This is a genomic window from Acidihalobacter yilgarnensis (assembly GCF_001753245.1).
GTDB classification, from domain to species: Bacteria; Pseudomonadota; Gammaproteobacteria; order DSM-5130; family Acidihalobacteraceae; genus Acidihalobacter; species Acidihalobacter yilgarnensis.
Genome location: NZ_CP017415.1, coordinates 443,176 through 461,307, shown reverse-complemented (window position 1 = coordinate 461,307; position 18,132 = coordinate 443,176). Strand labels below are relative to the sequence as shown.

The window sequence follows — 18,132 nt, the reverse complement described above, 5'->3', positions numbered from 1 at the left end:
CATCCCAAACGCACGGCAGGCCAGGCCGATGCTGATACCCCGTTGCGCCACACAGTCTTGGGCCCTCTCCCGGCGCGAAGAGGGCCTTACCATTTTCCCTCAAGGGCTTCCTTGCGAATCTCCGAAACCAGACGCTCTTCGGCGTACATCTTCTTCAGCCGCCGGTTCTCGTCCTCCAGCTCCTTCAGGCGGGCCATCAGCGAAGCGTCCATGCCGCCGTACTTGGCCCGCCACTTGTAGAACGTGGCGCTGCTCATGTCGTGCTCGCGGCACAGCTCAGGCACGGGCGTGCCGGCCTCGGCCTGCTTGAGAATGCTGATGATCTGGCTGTCCGTGTATCGCGATTTCTTCATGCGGAATCTCCTTACCGGTGAGTATCGGAAAATTCCACTTCTGAACGCTACTACTTTTCGGGCGGATTACCGCAGCACGCTACAATACGAGACCTGACCCCTTTTCTATTTTACGAGTTAATGGCATTGTTAGGGCTATGGGAGCCCAGTATTAGCTCGAAGTTGTTTAAATACTGCATCTAACTTTCCAGGAGTATAGTTTTTATCTGCTCTAAAATTGTTGCTCGTGTGCCTCTTTTTCTTTACCTGAAAAAACCCGCCATCGCGCTCTAGAAGGAAATCGGTTCCTTTCCAATTCTCTAGCTTCGGTCCTGCCTTGGTTTGAATCCATTCAGGCATACCATTTCTGACCCTGGCTAGTTCTGCCAGAAACTCACTAACGGAATCATATCTTTCACCATGACTTTGGACAGCTTTGCGCAAAACTCGCTTCAATGGCGCGGGTATGAAGCAAGGGATGCTAGACCAGTCGAGAAGACGTTGCTTGCTAATTCGCTGTTCTAAGCAACCGTCGATAAACTGCGAAGTAGCGAAGTCATCATTTTGATTGATTTCCCTAAAGGCTTTCATGTCTCTTTGACTTAAATGCGTTAATAAGTCGTTGCTAAGACTGCCGCCAAAAAGCATATATCCTATTATTCCGGATTGATAGACATCCGAACTTCTATCGAAAAATGCGCCAGACCCAAAAGCTTCAGGGGGTCTGAAAAGAATGCTGTGCTTTGATGCAGGAGCTTGACCTGTTGCCGAATCGAACTTTCGAGCTGAGCCAAAATCGGCGATTACAAGCTTATCATTGTTAACCAATAAGTTTTCAGGCTTCAGATCCCGGTGAACTATCCCAATTGTTGGATCATGTAATGCTGACAAACCCGACAAAAGCTGGCATAGCAAGCTATGAGATAAACTAGTGGACAGGTAATACTTATCTAGGAATTTCGCCAAATCTCCTTCATCGGCAGCGGGCGTCATGTAAAACGAGCAATTAGCTTCGAGTTTTCGCGCGTCGTAAACCTTTAAAACATTTTCATGATTTACTCTTGCTAAAATGGCTGGTTCTTGATCAATCTCACTATCTTCGTGAAAGTAAATTTTAAGAGCAACACGCCGTTTCAAGACACGATGATGCCCTAGCAATACATCACCATTAGCACCTGAGGCATTGTATTCGAGAGCTTCAAACTCCGGGAACTGTGCAAGAGCTTGCTGTGCCTCTTCGGGCAAATCGTCAGTGCTGAAGCTCTTTGGGTTCAATTTAAGCCCTCAAATGCTAAATCGTATGCTTTCCCCAAATCCACGGTGCTTGGTCGTTCGATTTTCAAATCAGGTTCACGCCGATCTGTCGCGCGAATTGTTGCTGAATGAACAAACTCCACTGGAGCTTGCGAAGTAGCTAGAAAAACACCCTCCAGGAGAAAAGTTCCTGCACCGCCAGCACCTTGACCGTTAGTGGCGCGCCTGTTGATTATTACCTTATCAATGCTGTTGCTCGTGCAATGAGCTCTAAATGCCTGCACAAACACCTCTACATCATCCTGTGTCGGATTCTTTGGCAGATCAAGTTTCGTAAACTTCTCAGCTAGCAGTTCATGTGATGCGCGTGAGCCAGATAAAGTAATGATTCTAGCTTGATTGGCTTTAAGAAAAATTCCCGTAACTATCACAAAACCACTCCTTCACCTGATTCTTTGTGGCCCTAACGTTCAAGGTAAGCCGCGCCGGTACGGCGTCGGCTTGGGCTGCTGGTTAGGCCTTCCCTCACGGCTTGCTCACAGTAAGAGAAATTTTGTTGTTTGTTTCAAGGTTTACCGGCTTCGGCGTGGCTAAGTAGTGAGGGTTTGCGCATGAAACGAGGTGCTCGTATTGTGCCTGGCGCGATGCCCAGTGCCCCTGCTCATTTTTGAACAGCGGCCAAGCCAAACAAGCCTCTGGGTTTGCTATGTGCCAGGAGGGATCGAATAGGCTCACCTGAACATCTGGGCTCGCTGACTCAACTGTGCCGTTGTAATCCATAAGGCCCATTTCCCAATGATCTTCGAACTGGCCGATGAAGTCTGGCTTCGTGATCTGGGCATGGCCGTCACTCCCAGTCTTAGGGCTCAGTATCTGGTACGCGTTCCGGTTTCCAGACTTAACTGTAAGCTGAACAATAATGTCCGGCACCGGCTGTCCGGTTTGGTCATTGATTTGGATGGTGATGGTGTCTGGCAGGTCCATTGCGTAGGCCTAACGTTTGAATTCAGCGGACGGCGAAAAGCGCAGCTTTTTGACGGTCCGCTGGAATGACGGGTTGGGCAACATGGTTAAAGTCCGATAACCCTGTTCCAGTCGGCGACATACATGTAAATGCGCTGGAATTCGCTTGGGAGAAGCGTGCGGTTGTGGGCGATAAAATTGCGGGCCTTCTCCAATTCATCCATCCGTTGTTTGAGCCAATGCTGAGATGGCATCAGGGCTTCAAAGTGTTTCCAATTTTCGAGAATGATTGACGCCAGTTGGCCGAAATCGACAAAGCCGAGGATGTCGGACTTCTCCCCTTCAAGCCACGAATCCGAGAACGCTGTCTTTTGTCGAGACTCGGCATGCTGCTTTACTTTGGCGGGAAGTTTGTTGGCCCACTCCGGTCCTTCTTTCTCTTCAAGCGTTTCGCGGATTAGGGAGCGAACTTCGTTCTCGAAGCAATGAAGAACGGCATACAGGCGGGCCATTTCAAGAGCGCCATTTCGGCGTGAAACACCAAAGGGTGTTAGCGCTTCCGACAGCAACCGTTCTTCGGCTTGGCCATGATCTGCACCGACCTGAATACCGGCAGCCTGGAATTGCCCCGCCTCTGATTCAAACATCAGGCCGCGAAACATGTAGTCACGGAGATCCTTCCGGAAGTTAGTCAAGGAGGTGCTCCTTCAATGACTTGAAGATTGCGTTGAATACCTCGATGTCTTTTGTTGCAGGTAAGTGTATTTGGATGTTGTAGTGCAGGGATGGACGGCCGTGCACCTTTGGCAATACTTCCTCTGCTTCCTTTGGCGCTGGTGTCTCTTGTGGTACGACCTTCGCCTCGGCTGGAACTGGTGGTTTCGCATTCATGTCAGCGAGATCCAACAACGCGAAAAACGTTGCCGCCATTAGCTTTGCGGTATTGGGACTTGCGTTATGGGAACTTTTGAATTTTCCTTCAATTAGGTCGCGGTCAGCGGTAGTGGGCTTTGCTTTGATCGTAAAAAGATCACCGTATGCTTCTTTGATTGCTTCTGCCATTACCTGCCGTGGGTGAGCACCCCGATAGTCGTGATATCGAGTAGTCGGTGTACCATCCGCAGACAGGAAACCGAGCGCCTTTAAGATTGGAATTACGGCACGGAAATTGGATGATGTATATCCCCAATCCTTCAGATGCTGAGTTGTGAACTTCTCGGGGGCAGCGGCTTCCGAGATGCGCTGAAATATCTCAGGCAACTGACCATAAACCTGCACGTATGCATTTGTGAGTGTCATTCAAAATACTCCCTAAAATGATGGGGCCCAACGTTTAAGCTGTGGGGAGCAAGCGCGTTAGCGCGCAGCGTCCCACACGAGCGCCTTGTTGGGCGGCAACACTCCGACAGTTACCGTCCAGGGAGTGGCAAATGTAAACCACAGTGACCGATTATCACGCGTTTCGATGTTTGATCGATCTCGAAATGAACTCGAATGGTTGATTTTGGATCGTCGGCAACACCTACTTTGAGGTGCTTGAGCATCTCAACTTGCATTCCTTCAACTGCAAATATTCTGTACGCCAAGAATTGCTTATTGTTTACAACTTTATCTGATTCACGCGCCGCGAACTCATTATTGGTGAACGTCGTACGTGCGGCAGTATCACCACTTTTTATAAATTTAGGCAAGTATTCGGTTACAAGACGGTTCAACATATCAAGTAACCGACGACTTTGAGAGAACGTACTAACTCCCCTCGCACTTTCTAAAGCAGTTGGCAACACCACCAATCGCTGGGGATATAACTTTGCAAGCAGGACTAGACACTCCTCGGGTGTGGGTCCTTTCGGATCGGTAGCTACACCAATAAGTTCCGTGAATATAGCATCATCCGCAGGTAGGGCTTCCGATGTGTCACCTCGTTGGCTGTGAAGATAGGCGCTGGTTTTGGCTTTTTTCTCGAGTTCGTGAATAAGTTCCTCACTTTCAAGCAAGCTGAATTCTAAACTTTCCTTCTCCTGTTGTGATTGCTCAAGCTGAGTATTCAGGGACGACAGTTCTTCGTAAACCATTCCAAGTTCATCACGGAGTGCATCATCTGGCTTTTCCGCCAAATCAGCAATTCTCTTTTCAAGTCGTTTCCTCGAAGCAAACGCGCGAACTCCCTCAGGCCTAATTCTGTTTCGTTGTCTCGGTATATTTGTATTGTGGCTTACGCGCCCTAAAATAAAGCATTCCTTCTTATGCGGGGTATCCAGATCAACTGGAAAGTCTCTGGGAAAGATAAGGTGTGTGAATACTCGGCCGTCACGATGCGGAGTACGGATGATATTTAATGCCCCAGCCCATGCCGAATATTCGCGACCTAGCACTTCTTCCATGTCGTAGCTATTAAAGTCTTTATCAACCCCCACGACTTGGGCTAACCCAAATAATGTGCCTTGAAGTTTTTTCGGATCAACGACATATTTTCCTTCGTTATCTGGACTAACAAGAACTAATGGATAGCTGCGAGTTTCATTATTGATATCGGCGAGCAAACCGCGATAAGAATCGATATCGCTTCCAACCCACTTGACTCCAGAACCAATGCTGCCTAGGGCGAATTGCACATCAGTTTCATTTTGGACATTGTTAAAAATAAATCTAACGACTCTCGGGCGACTAGCCTGCACGGGTTCTGAAACCAAAATACTTTGTTCTTCGGTATACACAACACATGAAAAGTGAGAAGGCCCTCCATCCTCATCTTTGAGGCCAAGCTCCGTTACCCACTGCCTACCTGATACCTGTGAATCAGAGTGCTTTAATACCCAAGAGTAAAGTTTGAAATCGTCACCTATTGCTCTATCAATGCGTAACCAAACCTTTGGATTCCCCCCCGTTCTTTCGTTTGGCAAAGTGACATCTCGAATAGTAAAACGCTCATCCAACTTCTCGGATAGCCAAACAGCGATACCCCGCAACACTTGCAATGCTGGATTGTTGCCAACAATTTCGATTTCATTTGCGTATACGAGCACTTAGCGATTCCTCTGTCCTGCAGGACAATATCCTCAATTTGTTGCTTAGCGACACTCATCAACCCCACTTGCCGCCCAACGTTAAAGCTAACCCGCCGCCGGAGCGCAGCGCGCGGAGGGAACCCAGCGGCGTAGCCGATGGGCGGTCGGATTGAGCGTGTTGTTAGGCACGATGTAATGCAAAAACTCCGAACGCATGACGTGCGGTACCTCACTGTGGATGACGCCCTTCCCTGCCACTATGCACCAAGCCCCGACGGTGCGCGACCCGGAATTTGAAGGGCGTTTTTGCAGCCAAATTGGGCTACCAAACTGCTGACAGAAAACACCAAGAATCGCCCGAGTGCCTAACGACCAAGCTGTGTGGCGCAAACGAAGCGCAGCGTAGTTTGCGTCCGAACGAGCGCCTTGTTATGCATTACTTGGTACACCCTCGAATTGAGAATTTCTTGCCTCAATGAGTGCTGGTAATGCACCATACAAAAATGCATATGCTAAAGAAAAGGGATCAATAAACGCCAATTCTTTACGATCTGTTTCCGCTCGAATATATGGAACGATTATTGCGCCACCATCAATAACTGAAACATTATCTGGCAACCGCTCAAACCCAACATACAACTTCTGGGCATGGATAATTCTATTCAGGGCATCCCATAGATCCGCTACTTTGTCTCCTTTCGTAGTAGGTTCCCATTTCCATCTTGCCGCGTTGAGTGGGTACTTTACATTTGGTGATAAGACTTCCATGGCTCTACGTGCGTTTAGCGCAAATGAACTTATAACTTCGATAATTGCTGCATTTGCATGTTCTTGAATGAGCCTATTCTGAAACGGGTATTGTGCACTCGAAAGAGACCAAAGTTTTACAGCTTCTTCAGATGCTCTTTCTATAGAGTGTAACGTTATTTCTTCCACACACGCTTTCCTATTGATGCATAACGTTTGAGCTAACCCGCCGCCGGAGCGCGACGCGCGGAGGGAACCCAGCGGCGTAGACGGTGGGCGGTCGGGTTGAGCGTGATGTTAGGCACGGAATGATGATAAGACTGCGAACGCATGATGTGCGGAACCTCCCTGTAAGCGACACCCTTGTTTGCCACTATGCACCAAGCCCCGACGATGCGCGAGCCGGAATTTGGGGTTGTTTGCAGCTTGATTTGGCTACCAGACTGCTGATAGAAAACACCCCGAATCACCGTAGTGCATAACTAAAAGTAGACACCCTAAAAGGGTGCGTTGAACCACACCTAGCAGGTGTCTAAACTACAATCATGCTCGTCTTATTAAGGCTTATACATCACATCAAGCCATCAAATACACCCTATAGCTGACAACAAGTACACCTCTGCGCACAGCTGAGATCGAATGGCTGCGTCCGCGGTCCAATACCCACTCACGCAAAAAAATTAGGAACTGGCGCGGTCACACCGCAATAGCCGAGCCTGTTTCCCTACATGTGAGATTCCACGGTATCGAGCACCATCGCCCCTACGCGCCAAGCGAATGACCACGATAGACAGCGGGTTAATAAAGTAGAGCCGCGGGCGGTTGATAAGTTCCGCCGCTGAGCGATGGCCAAGCGTGAAAAAACGCAGCGTGATTCGGGGTCTCGTGATTCGGGGTCTGTTCTCGTATTGTTGCATTGATTCAGCGCCACGCTCATAGCCATAGTCTTGCGACCCAACATTTTCTTTCCATCTACAAAACTCACTCACCAAAATTACCAAGCCCCGGCGCAGGGTTTCGGGCGCGAATCGGTTTTTCGCCTTTGATCTGACTCGGCGGCGCGCCCGACCCGGTTTGCTCGGCGCATCCATGCGCCTCACCCCTCCGGGGCTTGCGCGATAGTCGCCCCCGACGATTTTTTCTTTATTTGCGTAAAGAAATTGACGAAAGAAACGCGCCCGAAACGCTTTGTCTCTGCGGGCAGACCGCGCCCGCACACACCGCCGAGGGGCACGCAGGCAATCGCCGTCAGGGCGAAGCCTGCTCGCGCTGCGTCCTGCCGCCCGAAACCGCGTCGGCGCGCACGGGCGAGGCAAGGCGTAACCGGGTATCAAGATCAAAGGCGAAGCCGCTGCGCGACCGTGACGCGCTGCGCTTGTGTCTTTTCCTACCCCCTTATCGCCTTGCCTCGCGGGGATGCGGCTGGACGGGCTCGGCCCGGCGGACCCGGGCCGAGCAGCCTGCGCCCGGATGGCGCTTGGCTGCGACCCCGGCCAGACGTATTCACGCGAGGTCGCCCGTAGGGCCAAGGCGATCCGGGGCGAATTTCTTGGGTGACTTTCTTTGTTCGTCCAAAGAAAGTTACTCGCACGCCTGCACCGGGGCCACACAAGCACTCCGTCGTTGATGGCGTGTGAAACCATACCGCCATGACCGCTAGCGCCTGGCCAGAAGACGCCATAGGACACTAGGAGTGATTTTGAGCATCAGCGCCGGAGGGGTGAGGCGCAGGGATGGGCCGAGCAACGGGGTTCGCCCGCCTGCACCCAAGCCCGATAAAGGACACTGCAGCTCTAGGCGTGTGAACCCATCCCGCCGATTCCACTCACTGCACCATCAACCGCAGTTGGCTAAGCGCATAGGAAACGCCGATTTACCGAATCGCGTGTGCGCCGACCCCAACCGCTGATCTCCGACGACCCAAAAAAAATGGCCGCCCGGAGGTGGCCATCTCAGTCGATTCAGGCCGAAGCCGAGGGGCCAGGGTCACCACCCGCCTCTTGGCGAGCGCGATATTCCCCGGTGACGTCCTTGGCCAGCAACGTGTATACCGCCGGCACCACGAACAGCGAGAACAGCGAGCCGATCGACAGGCCGGCCGCGATCACCAGGCCCATATCGAAACGACTCACGGCACCGGGTCCGGTTGCCATCAGCAACGGCACCACGCCGAAGACCATCGCACCGGTGGTCATCAGGATCGGGCGCAGTCGAATGCTGGAGGCCTTTTCGACCGCCGCGCGCTTGTTGAGTCCCTCTTGGCGCTGGATATCGTTGGCGAACTGCACGATCAGAATACCCTGCTTGGCGATCAGTCCGATCAGCGTGATCAGTCCCACCTCGGTATAGATATTGATCGTGGCTAATCCCAGGCTCATGAAGATCAGCGCACCGCTGATCGACATCGGCACCGTGATCAGCACGATCAGCGGATCGCGGAAGCTCTCGAACTGGGCGGCGAGCAGCAGATAGATCAGCAGTATCGCCAGCACGAAGGTCACCATCAATCCGCCCTTCTCCTGCATGAACTGGCGCGATTGACTCGCGTAGTTAACGCTGAAGCCGGCCGGGAACACTTGCTTGGCGGTGGTGCGCAGGAAGCCGAGCGCCTCGCCCTGGGTCACGCCGGGGCGCGGGATCGCCTGTATGGTCGCCGAGTTCTGCTGCTGGAACTGCGGCAGATACTCTGGCTGCACGCTACGCTGAATCGAGACCACGGTGGAGGCCGGCACCAGCTTGCCCGAGGCCGTCTGCAGATAGTACTGCTTGAGCAACGAGGGGTTCTCGCGGAACTTGTCCGGCACCTGTGGAATCACCTCGTAGCTGCGGCCCTGCATGTCGAAGCGATTGACCAGGTTGCCGCCGAGCAGCGGTTGCAGATCCTGGGTGATCGCCTGCATGGTCAAGCCGAGGCTGGCGGCGATGTTGCGGTGGATTTTGAGCACGATCTCCGGGTTGTCGATCTTGAGATCTTTGGTCACGTACATGAACAGGCCGCTGCCGTAGGCACGCTTGATCAGCTCGTTAGTGACCTCGTCAATCTTGTGGTAACTCGAACTCGACTGCACCACGAACTGGATCGGCAAGCCGCCTGCGGAACCCGGCAGGGCTGGCTTCTGGAAGGCCGCGATCTGCAAGCCGGGTATACCGCCCAGCATCCGCTGCACCTGCGGCACGACCTGCATCGCGGTTTCGCTGCGCTGCCCCCAGGGCTTGAGCAGCATACCGGCGAACAGGCCGTTGGTGCCGCCGCCACCGGGCACGAAGCCGGTCACCATGAAGCTCTTGGAGAACACCGGCAGACTCGAAAAGTCGTGCAGGATCATCATGCCGTAGCGGCGCAGGTAACCTGCGGTCGCCGTCGGCTGTGCCGTGCCCATGGCGAAGACCACGCCCTGATCTTCCTGCGGCGCCAACTCCTTGGGTGTCGTCGTGAACAGGAAGTAAATGCTCACCAGAATACCGGCAGCGAACAACAGCGTGACCGGCACATACGTGAGACTGCCGTGCAACAGACGGTCGTAGAGCCCCCTGAAGGCGTTGAAACGCGTATCGATGAAGTGCACCAGACCGTGATCGCTACTCGGTCGCAACACCTTGCCGCTGAGCATCGGCGACAGCGTCAGCGCCACGATCATCGACACCAGCACGGTCGCCACCAGGGTGAAGGCGAACTCGGAAAACAGGCTTCCGGTGAAGCCACCCATGAAGCCGATCGGCGCGAACACCGCGATCAGCGTCGTGGACATGACCACGATCGGCCCGCCCAGTTCGCGGCCGGTCATCAGTGCGGCTTCGTAGGGCGTCTTGCCTTCGTCGATATGTCGATGCACGTTCTCGACCACGATGATGGCATCGTCGACCACTAATCCGATGGCGAGCACGATGGCGAGCAGCGTGAGCAGGTTCACCGAAAAACCCATCACCCACATGATGAAGCCGCCGCCGATGATCGCCAGCGGTATGGCGACCACTGGAATCATCACCGCGCGCACCGAGCCCAGCGACAGGAAAATCACCAGCACCACCACGCCGAGCGTGATGCCTACGGTCATCAGCACCTCGTCGATCGAGGTCGAGATGTAGGTGCTGGCATCGTAGGGAATGGCGGTATGCATGCCAGGCGGCAGCTGGGCGTCGATCTGCTTGAGCGCCGCCTTCACGCCGCGTGCGACATCAAGCGAATTGGCCGAGGGCGAGGGCTGGATACCGATGAAGGACCCGGTCTTGCCGTCGAAGAATGCCTCCGAGTCGTAGTTCTCCGCACCGAGCTGCACCTTGGCCACGTCCTTGAGGCGTACCAGGGTGTTGCCGGACTGCTTGACCACGAGGTTACGGAAAGAAGCCGCGTCGTGCAGGCTGGTGGTCGCGGTGATCATCGTCGCGACGTTCTTGCCGTGCGTGCGCCCTACCGCGGAAATGTAATCGTTCGCGGTCAAAGCCTTTGTAACTTCAGCAGCGGTCACGCCGAGGGCCGCCATCTCGCTCGGGTTGAGCCATACGCGCATGGCGAAGGTATTGCCGTTGCCGTGACCGGCCGGCAGGATCTGCGCCTGACTGACACCCGCCACCGAGGCAAGCTGTGGCTGCACCACGCGCAATAGGTAGTCGGTGATCTGCTGCTGACTGTACTTGTCGCCGTAGAAGGCGATGTACATCAAGGCCGTGGGATCGCCGACGGTCACATTGACGATCGGCAGCTGCGAGCCGCCGGGCAGCTGGTTGACCACCTGCTGCACCTTGGACTGGATGTTGGCCACCGCCGCGTCGGGGCTGTAGTTGAGCTTCATGTACGCGGTGATGATGGAGGCACCCTCGGAACTGATCGAGGTCATGTAGTCGATGCCGGGAGCGCTCGCGATTACCCGCTCCAGCCGCGTGGTGATGAACCCCTGCACCGTACTCGGACTGGCGCCCGGGTAAGTGGTGGTGATCGTCACCATCGAGTTGGTCATCTGCGGATACTCACGCACGGTCATCTGCGTGAAGGCCTGCAGGCCGAGCAACAATATGACCAGGCTGAGCGCGGTCGCGAGGACCGGCCTGCGGACGAAGATGTCGGTGAATTTCATATCGACGTCGGCCTCAGGGTTTTACCGAATTGTTGATGACCACCGCAGCGCCGCTGTGCAGCTTGACCTGTCCGGCGATCACCACCGTCTCGCCCGGCTTGATCCCGGACTTAATCTGCACCAGCTCGTCGCGCTGCAGCCCAGGGTCGACCTTGCGCTGCACCGCGATCTTGACGGTCTTGCCGCCTTCCTGCTTGGACTCGATCATGTACACGTAATCGCCGTAGGTGTTGTAGGCGAGTGCAGTGGCCGGCACCACGACGACCGACTGAGGCTTCTTGCCGATCACGCTGACGCGCGCAAACATGCCGGGGCGCAGAACGTCGCCTGGATTGCCAATCACCGCCTGCGCGCTGAGCTGACGGGTCGCGGTGTCTACCGAAGAGCCCAGAGCGTGTACCTTGCCCTTGAAGATCTTGCCTGGGTAGGCGTTCACCGTGACCTCGACTGGCGTGCCGACCTCGACGCGGGCGATTTCGCTCTGCGGCACGGTGAAGTTGACGTACAGCGGACTCCAGGACTGCAGATCAACCAACGGCGTGCTCACCGAAACGTACTGACCGAGGCTGACCTCGCGCACACCGAGATGGCCGCTGAACGGCGCCCGCAGGTTGAGCTTGGCCAGAGTGGCGCGATCGCTGGAAACGGCGGCTTCGGCGCTCTTGAGCGTGGCCAGATTGGTATCGACCTGGGCCTGACTCGTCGCATGATGCGCGATCAACTTGCGCGTACGATCAAGGTTCACCTGTGCAAGGTGCATCTGCGCGACGTCATGTTCAAGCTGGGCGCGCTGGGTACTGTCGTCGATCTGCAGTAGGCGCTGCCCTGCCTTCACGTATTCGCCGGAATGGAAATCGATCCGCGTCACGTCGCCGGCGATTTGCGCCATCAGGTTCACGCCCTGTACCGCGCTCAGAGTGCCCACCGCGAAGGTCTTGGCGTGCCATATCTCTGTCTTGGCCGTCGCGGTGCTCACCGTGGCCGGCGGCATGTGCATATGCGCCATCATCTCCGCCATCTTGTGGCCGACGAAGGCCTTCCAGCCGAAGACGCCACCGAACAGGACAACGAGCACGACGATGACAATGGCTAGGCGCTTTTTCATAACAGACCCCCTCGATCTCAGAGGTATTGACGTTCACGGGAAAACGGAAATGGTTGGATTGCGACTTCATGAGGAGTGTCCAGCCTTGGCATGAATCATCGACGCCGGCACGCCCTTGACCGGCTGGTGCCACCAGCCGCCGCCCAGTGCGAGCAGCAACGAGGCGGTGTCCTGGTAACGCTGCGCCTGTGCCTTGAGATAGGCGATCTTGGCGTCGTTGTACTGCACTTCGGCGGCGAGCAGCGCCAGGTAATCCGTCTCGCCGGTGCGGTAGTCGTATTCGGCCATTTGCAGGGCCTGACGCGAGGAATCCAGCGCCGACTGCTCGGCAGCCAGGGCATCGGCATCGTTCTGCACCGCGCGCAACGCATTGGCCACCTGCTGGAAGGCACCCAGCACGGTCATACGGTAATTGGCGAACTCGCCATCGAATACCGCCTTGGCTTCACGCTCCTGAGCGTCGAGCTTGCCGCCCTCGAAGATAGGCTGCACCAGCGAAGCAGCGAGGCTCCAGATCGTACTCACCGGGTTGAACAGCAGATTGGTCGTATTGCTGCTGTAGCCAAAGCTGCCGGTGAGCTGCAGCGCGGGAAAAAACTCTGCGCGCGACTCGCCGACCAGGGCGGCGGCGTAACGAATCTGGCGCTCGGCGGCCTGCACGTCCGGTCGCTGCTTGACCAGCGTGGAGGGCAGGCTGACCGGAATGTGCTTGGGCAGATGCAGCTCGTCGAGCGTAAAGGGCTTGTCGTGCCACTGGCTCGGGTAGCGACCGACCAGAATCGCCATCTCGTGACGGTAAACCGCGAGCTGTTGCATCAGCGGCGGCAGCAAGGCCTCGCTGCTGGCCAGCTGGGCCTGCTGATTGATCACGTTGAGCTGGCTGACCGAGCCTACGTGGTATTGGGTTTCGGTCAACTTGAGCAGATGCCGTTCCTGCGCAATGATCCGCCGGGTCGCGTCGATCTGGGCACGCACCGCGGCCTCGCCGATGGCGGCGGTGACGACATTGCCACTGAGCGTCAGCCCCGCGGCCTCAAGCTCGTAACGCTGATACTCGACCTGGGCCTCGCTGCCGCGATAAACCATGCGATTGACGCCGAAGATGTCGGGGTAGTAGCTGACGCCGACACCGCCGGTAAACAGCGAATAGGTGTAGGCATTCGTCTTCCCGCCGCCGCTCTGCGTGACTGATTTGGCGCGTTGTGCACCCAGGCTCGCGCTGACTTGAGGATAAAACACACTGGCATTGATCGAGGCGACGGCTTCGGCCTGATGCAGCTGGGCACGCGCCAGATCCAGGGTCGGGTTGTGTTGCATTGCCAGGCTGACCAGGGCATCGAGCCGCGGGGAGTGGAACAGCCGCCACCAGACGGTGCTCATATCCTTGCCGTAGCTCAGGGTCTGCGCGGCACCACCCTTGCCCATGCTCGCAACCGTCTTGTGCGGTGCCGCTCCTGCGGTATAGCCCGCACTGCCAGGGCCTGCCGGGAGGTGGATCGGTGGTTCGAAGCTGCAGGCGGACAGCGCCATCCCCAGCGTGAGGAGACCCAGGGGTCTTAGCGTAATACGAAAGATGTCTGGCACGACTGCGCTCTCATTCCGGGGAACATACCGACCGGTCGGACTGTACTGTTTGCGGTGCCGGGAGTCAAAGCCTTCTTGCACCCCGTCATGGCTTTTTTCGATAAATTTATTCAATGACTGCATAGCCCTTCCAGCGTGTCGCAACGCGTGACGCCCCGCACGCCGGAAGAGCGTGTCAGGTATTCAGATTCATCAGGGAAAGACCGTTCAGGCGCCGCTTGATCCCAGTTCGACTGCCTGGTTGGCGATAAGTTGCACTCGAATCAAATCGCGCACGACCTCATTCCGGATTGAGATTGCGGTAACCCTCGAAGTGCATGGTGATCACCAGCTTCACACGCGAAGTTTGCTTGCCCATTTTCTCTGGGAACGGCGCGAACGGGGCCGACATATGCACGATATTGCCAGCGACCTGATCAAGCGCAGGATTGCCGGAGGAATCGAGCAACTTGTAGCCAATCAGCTCGCCTTGGCGACCGATGATCACCATGACACGCGTGTCACCGACTAGGTCGCCGGGATAGTTCATATCGCCGATGCGCTGCAACTTGCGCAGGACCGTGGCGAGATAGAAACGCGCAACCAGGGTGTGCGGATCATGTATCTGCGGCAGCTCGGAACGGCTGATGGTCGAGGCGACGGCCTCATTAATCTGCTGATTGAGCTTGGCCCAGTTCAGCGGCTTGGTCGGCGCGGCCCGGGGAGCAGGATGGGGTGACGGCGTCTGCTGGGGTTTCGCCGGCAGCGAGACACGCGGTTCGGGCTGGCCGGCGGACTCGCTGGGCGGTGCCGATGCGCGCGGTGCGGAGGGCTTGGGCGCCGGTCGCGCGGCATGTTGCGGAGGCGGCGCAGGCGGTTGCGCCGCATGCGTCGGCGCATGCGAGGGTGTGTGCGTCGCCGGTTTACCGGATTTGGGCGAGAACATCGCCGAGCGCGAGGGCGGCAGTTCATAGATGCGTGCGTCGACCGGCGGCGGCGGTTTGGCGGCTGGCGCGCTGCGCACCAGCCAGTGCCCGATCCCGAGCACGAACACGATCACCAGCAACAGCGCAAGCGGCACCACCCAGAACAGCCGACGCATCGGATCGTCCGGCGGCGAGTACCCCCAGGCGGCCTGCGTGCTCATTTCTTCTCGACGGCGATCAGAAAGTGTTCAACGCCGGCATGACGGGCCTCCAGCATCGCGCGCACCACGACGCCCTCACGGGCATTCTCGTCCGCCGCCACAATCACGGAGGTTGCATGATGCTGCTGCAACAACCCGCGCAGCTTCGCCGTCAGATCGGCCAGCGTGACCTCGGTCTGATTCAGATAGATGCGATCGTCCTTGGTCACGGTCAGCGTGACCGGCGCCACGGGTTGCGTTTTCTCGGCCGTCCCCTTAGGCAGATTCACCGGCAGCGAGTGCAGGTTCTGCATCGACAACGAGGCCAGCATGAAGGTCGCCAGCAGGAAAAACATCACATCGATCATCGGAATGATCTCGATGCGCCCGCGCCGGGCCTTGCGCGATCTACGCAGCTTCATCGGGGGTCCCACGCGTTTCGGCATCGAGGCGCGCGCGATCCAGCAGCCGCGTGCCGATGCGCTCCATCTCATCCAGGGTGCGGGTCTGCAGCCGCGAGAAATAGTTGTAGCCGAACAGCGCGACCACGGCGACGACCAGACCGACCGCGGTCGCGATCAACGCCTCGGCGACGCCAGAGGTCACGCCCTTGGGGTCGACCAGACCATGGCTACCGAACAGGCTGAAGGCGTGGATCATGCCGTAAATGGTGCCTAGCAGGCCCAGCAACGGCGCGGCGGTGACGATAGTTTCCAGCATCCACAAACCGCGCGCCAGCGACTGCTCAATGGACTGCGCCTCGTCGCTCGCGCGCGACTCGGCCCACCAGGTCGGCTGGTCGCGGTTCTGCAGAATCACGCGCACAAAACGCACGAAGTGGTGATGGGGGTTACTTACCGACACCTGGCGCTCGATGTCTGCCCAGCCCGTACCCAGATTATCGATCAACCGCATCAGGGTCGACGAGGGTCGGGTGAAGCGCCAGTAGACATAGGCCTTGTCCAGCAGGATGGCGACCATCAGCACGGCGAGGAACAGCAAGGGATAGATCAGCGGCCCGCCGAACTGCAGCGTGTGCCAGGAAGCGTAGACATCTTGCATAGGTGAACACCCGATTCGTGTGGGCGAACGGCAAGCGCGCACAGAGCACGCCGGACATTCGAGTGGTCTATTGTGGGATAAGCTCGCCTCCGCATGCAAAGCGCCGCCCGAACGGGAGGGAGCGCCCACAGACTACCCCGCCGACGCAAGCCTGGGAAGCACCCCGACGGCGTCGAGCCCCGTTATTTTGTTGGCAAATGTGACCACGACACATTCACAAGCCCAGTGCATTTGGGTAAGGTCGCGCCAGACCCGCCGCATTCGCGGCGCACACGGACGACGCGCATGCACCTGCAGATATTCGCTACCGGCGGCACCCTGGACAAGGTCTACTACGACGCCCTCTCCGACTACCGGATCGGCGAACCGATGGCCACCGACATCCTGGAAGAAGGCCGCGTGGACTTTACGTTCACGGTCGCCAGCCTGATCAAAAAGGATAGCCTCGAACTCACCGACGCCGACCGCGCCCTGGTCCGCGCGCGCGTCGAGGCCTGCCCGCACCGCCACATCGTCGTCACCCACGGCACCGACACCATGACCGAAACCGCCGCGGCGCTCGCTGGCATCGCCGGCAAGGTCATCGTGTTCACCGGTGCGATGCAGCCCGCGCGCTTTCGCAACAGCGACGCGGCATTCAATCTCGGCCTCGCGGTCGGCGCCGTGCAAAGCCTGCCCGAAGGGATTTATATCGCCATGAGCGGGCGTATCTTCGAGGCCGACCACGTGCGCAAGAATCGAGAGGCTGGACGCTTCGAATCCACCACCGACGCCCCGAACCAGGAGAACCCATGAGCCCCGCCGTCGAACGCCTCTACCGCTACCCCGTCAAGGGGCTCAGCCCCGAGGCACTCACCGCCGTGACCCTCGAAGCCGGCCGCTGCCTCCCGCATGATCGTCGCTTCGCGCTCGCGCGCAGCGACTCGGCCTTCGACCCGGCGCACCCGGTGCACCTACCCAAAACCAATTTCTTCATGCTCATGCGTGACGAACGCCTGGCCGAGCTGCACACCCGCTTCGATGCCAGCGACGGCGATTTCGAAATCGTCCGCGACGGCGAGACCCTGCTCACGGTCACACTGGACACGCCGGACGGCCGCGAGGCGATCGAACGCTTCTTCGCGGACTTCCTCGGCGATGCGCCCGGCGTCCCGCCGAAGCTCGTCGAGGCCGCAGGACATGCCTTTGGCGACGCACGCCGCCGGCCCAACGCGCAGACTGGCCAGTACGTCTCGCTCATCAACCTCGCCAGCATCGCCGCGCTTTCTGAGCGTGTCGGCACCGACCTCGACCCCCTGCGCTTCCGCGCCAACGTCTACTTCAGCGGCCTGCCCGCCTGGAACGAGCTCAACTGGGTCGACGGCCACATCCGGCTTGGCAAGGCACGTCTGCACGTCGTCTCGCCGATCACCCGCTGCGCCGCCACCACCGTCAACCCCGCCACCGCCCAACGCGACATCGACGTACCGCGCCAGCTGATGCAGCACTTCGGACATAACTACATGGGCGTGTATGCGGAGGTGCTGGAAGGCGGAGCATTCGCACTCGGGGATACGCTCATGGCCGAAGCCACAGCCTTCGTCAGCACCTGATCGTCAGCCGAACACGTCATGTGACCGCAACACAGGGCTTTGACCAGTTGCGGCGGAAGGAACAGACCTAGCGGCATGACCGTGAGCACTGCCCACAGGCAGACACCCTTCACAGATCGCAGCGCACATATTTCATGGAGATTTCGGAATGGGCGCTTTCTGCACGAGGCACTAGGGGCATCTGGCTCATGAATTTCCCGGCTGGAAGCCATCCATCGCCTGTGGATGTCAAGCAACATACGCGACCAGCTTCTAAAGCGTGGAACGCCCACCCAAGGACCATCGTAAGAGAATATGACCGCGTCACA

Annotated in this window: 15 protein-coding genes and 1 pseudogene; 2 read left to right on the top strand and 14 right to left on the bottom strand. The window is 57.3% G+C overall.

Going from position 1 to position 18,132, the window contains the following annotated elements:
* The 14 genes and pseudogenes from BI364_RS02275 to BI364_RS02220 all read right to left on the bottom strand — a co-directional run.
* Positions 1 to 353: pseudogene (locus BI364_RS02275) on the bottom strand (transposase); the annotation flags it as partial.
* Between the two features lie 135 nt (positions 354 to 488).
* Positions 489 to 1,607: a protein kinase domain-containing protein gene (locus tag BI364_RS17190; protein ID WP_083251107.1), complete on the bottom strand. Its 1,119-nt coding sequence runs from the start codon at positions 1,605 to 1,607 to the stop codon at positions 489 to 491.
* On the bottom strand, positions 1,604 to 2,017 hold the full coding sequence (locus BI364_RS17185) for a DUF3010 family protein (protein WP_083251106.1): 414 nt from the start codon (positions 2,015 to 2,017) through the stop codon (positions 1,604 to 1,606). Before BI364_RS17185 ends, BI364_RS17190 begins: the two co-directional genes overlap by 4 nt.
* Before the next feature lie 94 nt (positions 2,018 to 2,111).
* The gene (locus tag BI364_RS02265) at positions 2,112 to 2,570 is read right to left on the bottom strand and encodes an Ig-like domain-containing protein (protein ID WP_070077380.1); all 459 of its coding nucleotides are present in this window, start codon (positions 2,568 to 2,570) and stop codon (positions 2,112 to 2,114) included.
* A gap of 86 nt (positions 2,571 to 2,656) precedes the next feature.
* On the bottom strand, positions 2,657 to 3,244 hold the full coding sequence (locus BI364_RS02260) for a Swt1 family HEPN domain-containing protein (RefSeq protein WP_233279566.1): 588 nt from the start codon (positions 3,242 to 3,244) through the stop codon (positions 2,657 to 2,659).
* The gene (locus BI364_RS02255; RefSeq protein WP_156782594.1) at positions 3,237 to 3,848 is read right to left on the bottom strand and encodes a DUF5343 domain-containing protein; all 612 of its coding nucleotides are present in this window, start codon (positions 3,846 to 3,848) and stop codon (positions 3,237 to 3,239) included. The genes BI364_RS02260 and BI364_RS02255 overlap by 8 nt, the downstream gene beginning before the upstream one ends.
* Positions 3,849 to 3,958: 110 nt before the next feature.
* Positions 3,959 to 5,575: a hypothetical protein gene (locus BI364_RS18545; RefSeq protein ID WP_233279565.1), complete on the bottom strand. Its 1,617-nt coding sequence runs from the start codon at positions 5,573 to 5,575 to the stop codon at positions 3,959 to 3,961.
* Positions 5,576 to 5,986: 411 nt separating this feature from the next.
* Positions 5,987 to 6,493, bottom strand: coding sequence for a hypothetical protein (locus BI364_RS17760; protein WP_156782593.1), 507 nt, complete (start codon positions 6,491 to 6,493; stop codon positions 5,987 to 5,989).
* Positions 6,494 to 8,265: 1,772 nt separating this feature from the next.
* Positions 8,266 to 11,376, bottom strand: a complete 3,111-nt coding sequence (locus BI364_RS02245) for an efflux RND transporter permease subunit (RefSeq protein ID WP_070077377.1) — start codon at positions 11,374 to 11,376, stop codon at positions 8,266 to 8,268.
* A gap of 13 nt (positions 11,377 to 11,389) precedes the next feature.
* Entirely contained in the window at positions 11,390 to 12,481 is a 1,092-nt protein-coding gene (locus BI364_RS02240) for an efflux RND transporter periplasmic adaptor subunit (protein WP_070077376.1), read from the bottom strand.
* Positions 12,482 to 12,547: 66 nt separating this feature from the next.
* Positions 12,548 to 14,065: an efflux transporter outer membrane subunit gene (locus BI364_RS02235; protein ID WP_197495799.1), complete on the bottom strand. Its 1,518-nt coding sequence runs from the start codon at positions 14,063 to 14,065 to the stop codon at positions 12,548 to 12,550.
* A gap of 280 nt (positions 14,066 to 14,345) precedes the next feature.
* Positions 14,346 to 15,191, bottom strand: coding sequence for a TonB family protein (locus BI364_RS02230; RefSeq protein ID WP_070077374.1), 846 nt, complete (start codon positions 15,189 to 15,191; stop codon positions 14,346 to 14,348).
* A complete protein-coding gene (locus BI364_RS02225) occupies positions 15,188 to 15,592 on the bottom strand; it encodes an ExbD/TolR family protein (protein WP_070077373.1) in 405 nt (134 codons plus the stop codon). Before BI364_RS02225 ends, BI364_RS02230 begins: the two co-directional genes overlap by 4 nt.
* Positions 15,579 to 16,232: a MotA/TolQ/ExbB proton channel family protein gene (locus BI364_RS02220; RefSeq protein WP_070077372.1), complete on the bottom strand. Its 654-nt coding sequence runs from the start codon at positions 16,230 to 16,232 to the stop codon at positions 15,579 to 15,581. The genes BI364_RS02225 and BI364_RS02220 overlap by 14 nt, the downstream gene beginning before the upstream one ends.
* Positions 16,233 to 16,517: 285 nt before the next feature.
* Here BI364_RS02220 and BI364_RS02215 point away from each other — a divergent pair, with 285 nt between their 5' ends.
* Positions 16,518 to 17,027, top strand: a complete 510-nt coding sequence (locus BI364_RS02215) for an asparaginase domain-containing protein (protein ID WP_070077371.1) — start codon at positions 16,518 to 16,520, stop codon at positions 17,025 to 17,027.
* Positions 17,024 to 17,824: an MOSC domain-containing protein gene (locus tag BI364_RS02210; RefSeq protein ID WP_070077370.1), complete on the top strand. Its 801-nt coding sequence runs from the start codon at positions 17,024 to 17,026 to the stop codon at positions 17,822 to 17,824. The genes BI364_RS02215 and BI364_RS02210 overlap by 4 nt, the downstream gene beginning before the upstream one ends.
* Positions 17,825 to 18,132 lie beyond the last annotated feature (308 nt).

What these genes read in the sequence shown, in the direction of transcription:
- BI364_RS02265 (WP_070077380.1), bottom strand. Translation starts at nt 2,570, where the DNA reads ATGGACCTGCCAGACACCATCACCATCCAAATCAATGACCAAACCGGA.
- BI364_RS02255 (WP_156782594.1), bottom strand. Translation starts at nt 3,848, where the DNA reads ATGACACTCACAAATGCATACGTGCAGGTTTATGGTCAGTTGCCTGAG.
- BI364_RS02245 (WP_070077377.1), bottom strand. Translation starts at nt 11,376, where the DNA reads ATGAAATTCACCGACATCTTCGTCCGCAGGCCGGTCCTCGCGACCGCG.
- BI364_RS02240 (WP_070077376.1), bottom strand. Translation starts at nt 12,481, where the DNA reads ATGAAAAAGCGCCTAGCCATTGTCATCGTCGTGCTCGTTGTCCTGTTC.
- BI364_RS02230 (WP_070077374.1), bottom strand. Translation starts at nt 15,191, where the DNA reads ATGAGCACGCAGGCCGCCTGGGGGTACTCGCCGCCGGACGATCCGATG.
- BI364_RS02225 (WP_070077373.1), bottom strand. Translation starts at nt 15,592, where the DNA reads ATGAAGCTGCGTAGATCGCGCAAGGCCCGGCGCGGGCGCATCGAGATC.
- BI364_RS02220 (WP_070077372.1), bottom strand. Translation starts at nt 16,232, where the DNA reads ATGCAAGATGTCTACGCTTCCTGGCACACGCTGCAGTTCGGCGGGCCG.
- BI364_RS02215 (WP_070077371.1), top strand. Translation starts at nt 16,518, where the DNA reads ATGCACCTGCAGATATTCGCTACCGGCGGCACCCTGGACAAGGTCTAC.
- BI364_RS02210 (WP_070077370.1), top strand. Translation starts at nt 17,024, where the DNA reads ATGAGCCCCGCCGTCGAACGCCTCTACCGCTACCCCGTCAAGGGGCTC.